12 protein-coding genes are annotated in these 11190 nt (G+C 38.0%); 7 read left to right on the top strand and 5 right to left on the bottom strand.

Going from position 1 to position 11190, the window contains the following annotated elements:
• A partial coding sequence (nadC, locus tag GILLI_RS16515; RefSeq protein ID WP_006990267.1) for a carboxylating nicotinate-nucleotide diphosphorylase occupies window positions 1-666 on the bottom strand: 666 nt, incomplete at its 3' end.
• 41 nt (window positions 667-707) lie between these two features.
• Here nadC and rlmH point away from each other — a divergent pair.
• The 4 genes from rlmH (at window position 708) to GILLI_RS16495 (ending at window position 4486) form a co-directional block, all read left to right on the top strand.
• Window positions 708-1181, top strand: coding sequence for a 23S rRNA (pseudouridine(1915)-N(3))-methyltransferase RlmH (rlmH, locus tag GILLI_RS16510; protein WP_006990266.1), 474 nt, complete (start codon window positions 708-710; stop codon window positions 1179-1181).
• A gap of 4 nt (window positions 1182-1185) precedes the next feature.
• Window positions 1186-1758, top strand: coding sequence for a non-canonical purine NTP diphosphatase (locus tag GILLI_RS16505; RefSeq protein WP_006990265.1), 573 nt, complete (start codon window positions 1186-1188; stop codon window positions 1756-1758).
• 76 nt (window positions 1759-1834) lie between these two features.
• A complete protein-coding gene (locus tag GILLI_RS16500) occupies window positions 1835-3655 on the top strand; it encodes a DEAD/DEAH box helicase (RefSeq protein WP_006990264.1) in 1821 nt (606 codons plus the stop codon).
• 72 nt (window positions 3656-3727) lie between these two features.
• Complete coding sequence (locus GILLI_RS16495; protein ID WP_006990263.1) at window positions 3728-4486, top strand: carboxypeptidase-like regulatory domain-containing protein; 759 nt, start codon at window positions 3728-3730, stop codon at window positions 4484-4486.
• A gap of 46 nt (window positions 4487-4532) precedes the next feature.
• Here the strand turns inward: GILLI_RS16495 and GILLI_RS16490 are convergent, their stop codons facing one another.
• From GILLI_RS16490 to rocD, 3 genes are all read right to left on the bottom strand, one after another.
• Window positions 4533-5102 carry an SRPBCC family protein gene (locus GILLI_RS16490; RefSeq protein ID WP_006990262.1) on the bottom strand — a complete coding sequence of 190 codons (570 nt, stop codon included), beginning with the start codon at window positions 5100-5102 and terminating at the stop codon, window positions 4533-4535.
• 35 nt (window positions 5103-5137) lie between these two features.
• Complete coding sequence (locus GILLI_RS16485; RefSeq protein WP_006990261.1) at window positions 5138-5797, bottom strand: TrmH family RNA methyltransferase; 660 nt, start codon at window positions 5795-5797, stop codon at window positions 5138-5140.
• 74 nt (window positions 5798-5871) lie between these two features.
• Window positions 5872-7152 (bottom strand): ornithine--oxo-acid transaminase, encoded by a 1281-nt coding sequence (gene rocD, locus GILLI_RS16480; RefSeq protein ID WP_006990260.1) that lies wholly within the window; start codon window positions 7150-7152, stop codon window positions 5872-5874.
• Between the two features lie 175 nt (window positions 7153-7327).
• On the opposite strand from rocD, the gene rlmD reads away from it, so the two are divergent.
• The 3 genes from rlmD to GILLI_RS16465 are packed head-to-tail and all read left to right on the top strand — an operon-like array spanning window position 7328 to window position 9922.
• A complete protein-coding gene (gene rlmD / locus GILLI_RS16475; RefSeq protein WP_040507129.1) occupies window positions 7328-8737 on the top strand; it encodes a 23S rRNA (uracil(1939)-C(5))-methyltransferase RlmD in 1410 nt (469 codons plus the stop codon).
• The gene (locus tag GILLI_RS16470) at window positions 8734-9249 is read left to right on the top strand and encodes a DUF6452 family protein (RefSeq protein ID WP_006990258.1); all 516 of its coding nucleotides are present in this window, start codon (window positions 8734-8736) and stop codon (window positions 9247-9249) included. Before rlmD ends, GILLI_RS16470 begins: the two co-directional genes overlap by 4 nt.
• Window positions 9215-9922, top strand: a complete 708-nt coding sequence (locus GILLI_RS16465) for a DUF6048 family protein (RefSeq protein WP_006990257.1) — start codon at window positions 9215-9217, stop codon at window positions 9920-9922. The genes GILLI_RS16470 and GILLI_RS16465 overlap by 35 nt, the downstream gene beginning before the upstream one ends.
• Here the strand turns inward: GILLI_RS16465 and GILLI_RS16460 are convergent.
• The gene (locus GILLI_RS16460; protein WP_006990256.1) at window positions 9919-11088 is read right to left on the bottom strand and encodes a THUMP domain-containing class I SAM-dependent RNA methyltransferase; all 1170 of its coding nucleotides are present in this window, start codon (window positions 11086-11088) and stop codon (window positions 9919-9921) included. The two genes, GILLI_RS16465 and GILLI_RS16460, sit on opposite strands and share 4 nt — an antisense overlap.
• Window positions 11089-11190: the final 102 nt, after the last annotated feature.

The following is an 11190-nucleotide window of genomic DNA, read 5'->3' as shown; positions in this document are numbered from 1 at the left end:
TAATATCCTATAAACACCTTCGCTTTCTAAAATTTCCTTTATTTCATCCAGATCTCTTGCTTCCACTATTATTTCTAAATCAAGGTTTTTTTCTTGAAGGTAAATTTTAGTTTTGTTAATAGCCTGGGTAATACCACCTGCAAAATCTATATGGTTATCTTTTAACATGATCATATCGTATAACGCAAACCGGTGATTCTCTCCTCCGCCTATTTTTACAGCCCATTTTTCCAGAGCCCGTATACCAGGCGTGGTTTTGCGGGTATCCAGAATTTTGGTTTTGGTTCCTTCCAGTTTTTTTACAAATTCATTTGTTTTTGTGGCAATGGCACTCATTCTTTGCATCGCGTTTAGAACAAGTCTTTCTGCTTTTAATATTGATTGGGAAGATCCTTCTACATAGAACACAATGTCTCTTTTTTTGACTACACTTCCATCTTCTATAACCGTTTCCACCTTAAGATCTTTGTCTATATATTGAAATACCTGTTTAGCGAATTCCACCCCGGCAATCAACCCGTTGTCCTTTACCAGAAGTTTGGCCCTCCCTTTTGCATTTGCAGGAATACAAGCCAGAGAGCTGTGGTCACCCTCCCCTACGTCTTCCCTTACGGAGTTCGCAATAATTATTTCAATTTCCTTGTCAAATTGTGCTTGTGAGATCATCGCAATGATTATTTTTGTAAATGTAGCAAAGTCTTAGTAAAATGACCATAAAATTACTTGGGATAGGAAAAACTGATGATCCCGCTCTTCAAAATTTAACCGAGGTGTATATAAAACGTCTCGTATTTTATAATAGATTTGAATTTGAACTTATCCCGGATATTAAAAATGCAAAGAATCTAGATGAAAATCAGCAAAAACAAAAAGAAGGAGAATTGTTGTTGAATAAAATCGCTGCATCAGATTTTGTAGTGCTTTTAGATGAAAATGGAAAGCAATATTCCTCGGAAGCGTTCTCCGAATTCATTCAAAAAAGACTTAACAGCGGACTGAAACAACTGGTATTTATTATTGGCGGACCATATGGGTTTTCCGAAGATGTTTATAAACGTGCTGATGCAAAAATTTCCCTATCAAAAATGACCTTTTCACATCAAATGATCCGATTGTTTTTTGTAGAACAACTTTACCGTGCATTTACAATCCTAAAAAACGAACCCTATCACCATAAATAATTATATGAAGCTAATATTTGCCACCCATAATAAAAACAAACTATTGGAAATTGCGGCTATGATGCCATCCAATTTCGAATTACTATCCCTGGACGACATAGGATGCAATGAGGATATCCCGGAAACTTCCAATACTATTGAAGGAAATGCTATTTTAAAGGCAGATTATGTCAAACAACATTATAACCTTGACTGTTTTGCCGATGATACCGGTTTGGAAGTCGAGATTCTAAATGGAGAACCCGGGGTTCATTCTGCAAGATATGCAGGGAACAGGAAAAATGATGAGGCCAATATATCAAAGTTGCTGGACGAATTAAAAGCCACACGCAATAGGAAAGCGCAATTTAAAACCGTGATCGCCCTAAACCTTCAAGACCATCAAATTTTGTTTATCGGAATTTGTACAGGTAAAATAACCAGAGGACCAAGAGGAACCTTCGGTTTTGGTTATGATTCCGTTTTTCAACCGGATGGAAGTGATAAAACATTCGGCGAAATGACACTTGAGGAAAAATCTACCTTCAGTCATCGTGGAAAAGCTTTACGCGACTTGCTTGATTACCTGGGTAGTTAGCTTATTTTATTCATTTAAAAATTTCTGCAATAAGCTGTAAACTAATGCTTACCTTTGCAACTTATTAAAATTTTATATGAATAAATTTGAACAATTAGGATTAAATCCTGCAATACTCAAAGCAATTGAAGATATGGGCTTTGAAAGCCCGAGTGAAGTACAGGAAAAAGCAATCCCCATTTTATTAGAAAAAGACACCGATATGGTGGCTCTTGCACAAACCGGTACCGGGAAAACCGCAGCTTTTGGTTTTCCGCTCATTCAAAAGATCAATGCTAACAGTAAGCAAACGCAAGGATTGATTCTTTCCCCAACCAGGGAATTGTGTTTACAAATTACAAATGAGCTTAAAAATTACGCCAAACATACACCGGGGTTAAACACCGTGGCAATTTACGGAGGAGCAAGCATTACAGATCAGTCCCGACAAATTCAGCGTGGAGCACAAATTATTGTGGCCACTCCGGGTAGAATGCAGGATATGATAAACAGGAAACTGGTGGATATTTCAAAAATAGAATTCTGTATTCTTGATGAAGCCGATGAAATGTTGAATATGGGATTCTTTGAGGATATCACCGCGATTCTTTCGCATACTCCAAAAGAAAAAAACACCTGGTTATTTTCAGCTACGATGCCTAAAGAGGTTTCGACTATCGCTAAAAAATTCATGCGAACTCCTGTTGAGATAACCGTTGGGACAAAAAACCAGGGAACATCAAACGTGTCTCACGAATATTACCTGGTAAATTCCCGGGATCGTTATGCTGCGCTTAAACGTCTGGCAGATGCCAATCCGGATATTTTCTCTGTGGTTTTTTGTAGAACCAAACGAGATACCCAAAAAGTTGCCGAGCAACTTATTGAAGACGGCTACAATGCCGCTGCGTTGCACGGAGATCTAAGTCAGAACCAAAGGGATTTGGTGATGAAAAGTTTTAGAAGCCGTCAAATCCAGATGCTTGTTGCAACCGATGTTGCCGCAAGGGGAATTGATGTAGATGATATCACCCACGTGATTAACTATCAGTTGCCAGATGAACCTGAAATTTATACGCACCGAAGCGGTAGAACCGGACGTGCAGGAAAAAGTGGGGTTTCTATGGTAATCGTTTCCAAAAGTGAATTGCGGAAAATCAAAAGTATAGAGCGTATTATCAAGCAACCTTTTGAGCAAAAAGAGATTCCGGATGGGATGGAAATTTGCAAGGTGCAGCTCTTTCATTTGGCAAACGACATAAAAAATACAAAGATCAATAACGACATTGAGCCTTACTTACCAGGTATTGAAGAGGTTCTAAATGATTTTTCTAAAGAAGAACTTATACAGAAAGTATTTTCTGTAGAGTTCACCAGGTTCTTTAATTACTATAAAAATTCATCCGATCTTAACTCTAAGGTTTCCGGGACAAGAGCGGAAAGCTCTGGCGGTGGAGACAGTACCAGATTTTTTATAAATGTTGGTACTAAAGATGATTTTGACTGGATGACCCTGAAAGATTTCTTAAAAGCGACTTTAGATCTAGGAAGAGACGATGTGTCCAGAGTAGATGTAAAAGAAAGTTTCTCTTTCTTTAATACCCACTCTGAACTTGCAGAAAAAGTGATCTCTACATTCCAGGATTTCCAACATCATGGACGACGTATTAGTGTTGAGATTTCTCAGGATACCGGAGGAGGAAGATCTTCCGGGCGAAGCAGAAGCAGCAAACCTCGTGGAGATTTTAAACCAAGAAGCGGTGGAGATTCAAGATCCTCAGGTTCCGGAGACGGCGGAGGAAGAAGAAGATCTTCTAAACCTTCTGAAGGTGGCGAAAGCAGATCTTCAGGAAAAGGCGGAAGTCGTAAAAAGAACATTGAAAGTTCTGTGAACCGAAGAAAATCGAGACGTTCATAAAATAAATCAAGGCAGCGGGGTAAGTTTGGTATAATATTTACTATACTTACCCCTCACTGCATTTATACTTTTATGAGATTACTAATATCCTTTACATTCTTATTTTTATTAGTCTTTAACGCAAAAGCGCAAGACCAGGACATTGTAACCGGAAAAGTTTTAAATGCTTCCAATGACCTTCCATTGGAAAACGTGAACATTGTAAATCTCAACCAGGTTAAGGGGACCACCTCGAATGCTGACGGAGATTTTGAACTTGCAGCTACCGTAAATGATACACTTTACTTTTCATATTTAGGTTTTAGGACTATACAGGTACGAGTAACCAATGACTGGCTAAAATATGGGTCGGTTAAGGTTAAGATGACAGATATTGGTATTGCTCTGGAGGAAGTAGTGGTGAGACCTATTCAATTAACCGGATATCTCGAGATCGATGCCAAAAATATCCCTATTTACGAGAATAATCGTTATAGTATTTCAGGACTAAATTCTGCCTATGAAGGTGGAGGTTCTTCATCCAGTGGGGTTAGAAAAGCTTTTGGCGCAATTTTTAATCCAGCAGATGCACTCTATAATATTTTTGGGAAGAAACCCAAACAAATGAAAAAGCTTCGTCAAATGAAAGATGATGCGGAGATAAGAACCCTACTCCAATCAAAATTTGACCGACAAACTTTGGCTGCAGTACTTCAAATCAATGAGGTTGACATTGAAGAGATTCTGGCCAGGTGTAATTATTCCAAGGATTTTATTCGAAGTGCCAACGATCTCCAAATATTAGATGCCATTAGTGGTTGTTATGAAGAATACAAAGTGTTGAAAAGATAATTGAGCATTTAGAAAGATTAGGTTAACCAACAAACCGCGTTAAAGGTTAATCCCCAGCAGGAAAAACTTTTAAGGTAGTTTTTTCACTTTTGGTTTCCATAAAGACTTTCAGGTTTTTTAAACCCTCTTCAAGTTTTTCACCATAGGCTTTATCCACAGGATAAATAAGTGCCATTACCGATAACGGAAAGGCGAGTCCTCCCTTTATTCCCCAAACGATCTTGGTTTTATTTTCGTCGATTTCCTTCAATCCTTTATACTCTATCAATACCATCCTCAAGGGTTTTACTACCAGAAATCGTGTCTCAATTATTTTGCCCTGGTTGATCTTGGTTAATTTCTGGGTACCCTCGTAAAATGCTTTATGTCCTTTCCAATATAACAAGGCATCCATTTTCCCATCTTCCCCACTATATTTTAGAATTCCGTTAAAATCTTTTTTAAACCAGGGCATCCATAAATGTTCTTTTCGCAACTGCCTCACAATATTGAACACCTCATCCTTTGGCTTGTTAATTACAACCGTTCTGTTTATTTCAAATTCTTTATCGGCCCAGGCGTGCAGAAATGCAATAAAAGTTATAATACCGATTATGATATAGAAAAATAAGGTCATAGGGGGGTTCGTTGTTAGCTTTAAATGTAAAAAATTTATTGCGTATTAGTATAACTTTTCATCATTTCATCACAATTTTTAAATGATTTTCTTAACCAATCAAATTTAACCGTATTTTTCTCATTTTCAGTTAATTCCCAATTTATTTTGCTCATTCTTAACTCCTGGGTAAGGTGTTGCAAAATAATGGCCGCTGATACAGAGATATTTAAGCTTTCCGTAAACCCTACCATTGGGATCCTTAAAAAAGTATCAGCATTCTCCATAACCTCTTGCGAAAGGCCATGTTTTTCGGTTCCGAAAAATATTGCCGATGGTTTGCAAATATCAAAATCTGACAAATTTTTAGAATTGCCATAAGGAGTTGTTGCCACAATCTGATAGCCTTTTTCACGTAAGGCTTCAACACAATCTTTACTGCTTTTATGCCTGTTAAGGCTCACCCATTTTTGGGCACCCATCGCGATCTCCCTGTCTATTCTTTTAAGATTTCTTTCTTCGATCACATGGATATTCTGTATCCCAAACACATCGCAACTTCGCATTACCGCACTGGTATTATGCAATTGATAAACATCCTCTGTTGCTACAGTAAAATGATTCGTTCTTGAATTCAGCACTTTTTCAAACAAGGCTTTCCGTTTTGGAGTAAGAAAATTTTCTAAAAAATCTATAAGTCCGGGTTCAATAGTCATCTATAGTAGTATTGATTTATAAAAAGGGGCTGTTCAAATTGAACAGCCCCTTTAGTATCTATAAATTATAAAATTTATTTTTCAAATGTTTTTAAAGTCTTGATGATAATTTGAACACAGTCCATTAATTCCTCTTCATTCATTACCAGGGGCGGTGCAAATCGGATAATATTTCCGTGAGTAGGTTTGGCCAGCAATCCGTTCTCTTTTAATGCCATACAAATATCCCAGGCTGTAGAGCTCTCTTCAGAATCATTAACAACAATGGCATTTAACAAACCACGACCTCGTACAAGTTTTACAAGATCACTGTTCTCTATATATTTATTCAATTCATCTCTGAATAATTTCCCTAGTTTTCTCGCATTTTGAGCCAGATGCTCATCTTTTACCACTTCCAAAGCAGCAACACCTACTGCGCTTGCAACGGGGTTCCCTCCAAAAGTAGAACCGTGTTGTCCCGGCTGTATAACATTCATCACGGCATCATCTGCCAACACCGCCGAAACAGGATAATTCCCTCCGGATAATGCTTTCCCTAAAATAAGAATATCGGGCCTGCTATAGGTTTCCTGGCGTTCACAATGGCCTTCACAGGTACAGTTTCCACAAACAGCAAGCAAAGCTCCTGTTCTTGCGATACCCGTCTGGATTTCATCTGCAATAAATAAGGCATTGTGTTTTTCACACAAAGCCTTAGCCTTTTTCATAAAATCATCTTCCGGAGTAAAAACTCCTGCTTCTCCCTGAATAGGCTCTACAAGGAATCCCGCTATATTGTCATTGCTTTTTAAAGCCTCTTCGAGTGCTTCCGGATCATTGTATGGAATTTTTATGAATCCCGGTGTATAGGGTCCAAAATTTTTCCTTGCATTCTCATCGTTTGAAAAGGATATTACGGTAGTGGTTCTTCCGTGGAAATTATTTTCACATACAATGATTTGTGCTTCCTGCTCCTTCACTCCCTTTCTTTCGTATGCCCATTTTCGGGCAATCTTGATCGCTGTTTCAACTGCTTCGGCCCCGGTATTCATGGGTAATACCTTATCAAATTTGAAATATTCAGTGATATATTTTTCATAAGGACCAAGAACATCATTATAAAATGCTCTGGATGTTAAGGAAAGGGTTGATGCCTGGTCGTGCATAGCGCCAATTATCCTTGGATGACAATGCCCCTGATTAACTGCTGAATAAGCCGATAAGAAATCGTAATATTTTTTCCCTTCAACATCCCAAACGTGCACTCCTTCTCCTTTTTTTAAAACCACAGGTAGCGGATGATAATTATGCGCCCCGTGCTTTTCTTCCATTTTAATAGCTTGTTCTGAAGAAGTGATTTTTTCTAAATGCATGACAGTAATTTTTTATGATTTAATTCTAAATAATTCCTTCTTTTCTGTTTCTGAAAATGTAAATAAACAAGAGGAGAGAAATCATCCAAATGTAAGCAGTGCAAATTACTAAATGTTATTTGAAATTTATAATCCCAGCATTAATAAATCTTTACAATTATCCTATTTTTGCGCTATGGGTAGAAAAAAACAAAACATCATATTCGAGAAACTGGAAATAACCGATGCCGGTGCTAAAGGTAAAAGCATCGCAAAGGCGCCGGATGGAAAAGTGGTATTTATAAACAACGCTGTTCCCGGAGATATTGCCGATATTCAAACCACCAAAAAGAAGCGGTCTTTTTATGAAGGAACCGCCATTGAATTCCATAAACTTTCAGAAAAGCGCGTCGAACCTGTTTGTCAGCACTTTGGGACATGTGGAGGCTGTAAATGGCAATTTATGGGGTATGAGCATCAATTGTTCTACAAACAACAAGAGATTGAGAATAATTTAATCCGATTGGGAAAAATAGAATTACCAGAAGTCACCCCAATTTTAGGAAGCAAGGATATTTATTTCTACCGGAATAAAATGGAATTTTCCTTTAGTGACAGCCGATGGCTTACTCTGGACGAAATTAATAGCGGTGAAGAGTTTGAAGATAAAAATGCGCTTGGATTTCACATTCCCGGAATGTGGGATAAGATCCTGGATATTAAAAAATGTCATCTGCAGGCAGATCCCAGCAATGATATCAGGAATTTTGTAAAGGAATTTGCAAACAAGAATGAACTTGCCTTTTTCAATACACGAGAACAAACCGGCCTTTTACGAACCTTAATGATACGGACTTCCTCCAATGGAGAGATCATGGTGGTTGTTCAGTTTTTTAAAGAAGAAAAAGCGAAGCGGAAGTTATTGATGGATCATTTAGCTAAAAAATTCCCTGAAATAACTTCATTACAATATGTAATCAATTCAAAAGGGAATGACACGATTTATGATCAGGAAGTGATTTGTTATAAAGGAAGGGACCATATTTTTGAAGAAATGGAAGGCCTTAAATTCAAGATCAATGCAAAATCCTTTTATCAGACAAATTCAGAACAGGCGTATCAGTTATACAAAATAACCCGTGACTTTGCCCAGCTTACCGGCAATGAGCTTGTATACGATCTATATACCGGAACTGGTACCATAGCCCAATTTGTTGCTAAACATGCTAAAAAAGTAATAGGGATAGAAGCTGTTCCTGTTGCCATTGAGGATGCCCGTGAAAATGCAAAACGCAACAATATTGAAAATACCGAGTTTTATGCAGGGGATATGAAAAAGGTATTTACCGCCGGTTTTATAAAAAAACATGGACATCCAGATGTGATCATTACAGATCCTCCCAGGGATGGAATGCATAAGGATGTAATTGCTCAAATTATTGGTATCTTGCCTCAGCGCATAGTCTATGTGAGCTGTAACTCGGCCACGCAGGCAAGAGATCTGGCTTTGCTGGATGAACATTATAAAGTCACCCGTGTACAACCTGTAGATATGTTTCCACAAACTTTTCACGTAGAAAATGTAGTATGCTTAGAAAAAAGATGATAAAATATACTTTCTTTTCGCTGGCATTGGGTTTGATGCTTCTAACCTCCTGCCAGCGGGATGATATTTGTCCGGAATCTACAGAAACCACACCTCAGGTTCGTATTTCTTTCTTTGATTTTGAGGAACGCGATATTCCGAAACCTCCTGCAAATTTAAGGGTAAAGCTCTCCGATACCGATTCTATACTCCTAAACCGGGTAAATGTTGCCGACATACGGATCCCTTTAAGGACCAATCGAAATGTAACCGAATACGATTTCATCCTGAATGCTGCTGTTATTGATACTACCGGAGAAGACGCTACGGGAAATCCAGACAGGTTGCTTTTCGCATACGCGCGAGATGAAATTTATATAAACCGTGCCTGTAGTTATAAGGTGAATTTTATAGATCTGAATGTGGATTTACAACCTGAGGAGGATGCCAGTACCACCTGGATAAAAGAAATAAACCTCGTAGAAGAAACCATCGCAAATGAAACAAATACGCATATTTTTATTTACCATTAGCATTCTCTTTTTTTTCAGTACAAATGATATCTGCGCTCAAACAGCTACAGATAGCATTCAGTTCAAAGAAAAATATGGGCTACGCCTGGGAATAGATCTTAGCAAACCCCTTCGTACACTTTTGGATGATGATTACAGCGGATTGGAAATATTAGGAGATTACCGGGTTTATAAAAATTATTATGCAGCAGCAGAGATTGGAAATGAAAAAATGGACTACAGTGAAGATAATCTAAGTGTTACTTCCAATGGAAGTTATATAAAATTTGGAGTAGACTATAATGCCTATGAAAACTGGGCCGGAATGGAAAATATGATCTTTGTGGGCCTGAGATACGGATTTGCAACTTTTTCCCAAACCCTCAATGAATATGCTATTTATACCGATACCCAGTTTTTCCCTCCTAACATCGTTCAGGGTCCCTTTGAAACAAGTGGTCTTACGGCCAGTTGGGTAGAATTAATGGTTGGGATGAAGGTTGAACTTTTTAACAATATTTTCCTGGGAGCCAATCTTCAGTTAAAAAGAAGAGTTACTCAAAGCACACCCACAAATTTTGATAATCTCACTATTCCCGGTTTCAACCGAACTTATGACGATAGTACATTTGGGGTTGGCTACGGTTATACCATTTCCTATTTGATACCATTGTATAAAAAAGCAAAAGATTAATCCTGCAAATCTTTTATTTTATGAAGTTTCTTGGTGCCTTCATAAACCTCATATTTCAGAAACTTAGATTCCAAAGCACCGTTAAATAATTTAATTTTCCTTGAAGGACGAAGTCCAACATGTTTAATGGCCTCCAGGTTGGAAGTGATAAACCAGGCTTCAGTCCCGGGATAATTTTGTTTCAGGGTATCCCCTATCCGCTTATAAAATACGGGCATATCGATATCAAGACGCTCGCCGTAAGGAGGATTAAAAACCATATGAAGATGTCTTTCACGCTCCTTTTCACTCTCGAAAAAATCCTGCTGTTTTACCTTTATAAATTCTGAAAGGTTCGCATTTTCAATATTGTCTGTCGCTTTATTAATGGCAGAAGGAGCTGTATCATATCCTGTTATGGTAAAATGAAAATCTTTTACTTTTTTCAATACCGATGCTTCTATTTGCTCATAAAGATCAACATCCCAGTCTTTCCATTTTTCAAAAGCGAATTCCTTCCGGTTTAAATTTGGCGGAATATTGGAAGCGATCATAGCTGCTTCAATCAAAATAGTTCCACTCCCACACATAGGATCTAAAAAGTCACATTGCCCTTCCCATCCCGAAAGCAACAGTAAACCTGCCGCAAGAACTTCATTGATCGGGGCTATATTGGTAGCGGTTTTATAGCCTCTTTTATGAAGGGATTGCCCGGAGCTGTCCAGGGATAAATTACAGTATTCATTTTCTATATGCACATTGATCCTTAGGGTTGGAAAATCGAGATCTACATCCGGTCTTTGCCCAAATTTCTCCCGAAACCTGTCAACAATAGCATCCTTGGTCTTTTGAGCTATATATTTGGAGTGCGTGAATTTTTCTGAATGTACCGTAGCATCAATAGCCAGGGTATCTGTAAACTCCATAAATTCTTCCCAGGCGATATTATTCACTTCCCGGTAAAGATCCTCTTCAGATGTTATTTTAAACGATTTAAAGGGTTTCAAGATTTTGATAGCGGTACGCAGGCACAAATTTGCTTTGTACATAAACCCCTTATCTCCGGAAAAACGAACGTTCCTGGTGCCCTCTTTTATATCCATTGCACCTAAGGCCCTTAGTTCCTTAGCTAATATTGGTTCAAACCCAAAGAGGGTTTTTGCTACCATTTCAAAATTATTTCCCATTTTCTTCAATTCTATAACCGCAAAAATACATTAATTTTGTCCGAAATAATAATTACAACGTATCCGGATAAACCCGAATTCAGGCTTATTTGAATTATTCAT

It is taken from the genome of Gillisia limnaea DSM 15749 (genome assembly GCF_000243235.1).
Classification (GTDB): Bacteria; Bacteroidota; Bacteroidia; order Flavobacteriales; family Flavobacteriaceae; genus Gillisia; species Gillisia limnaea.
This window is presented reverse-complemented; position numbering and strand designations above follow the sequence as displayed.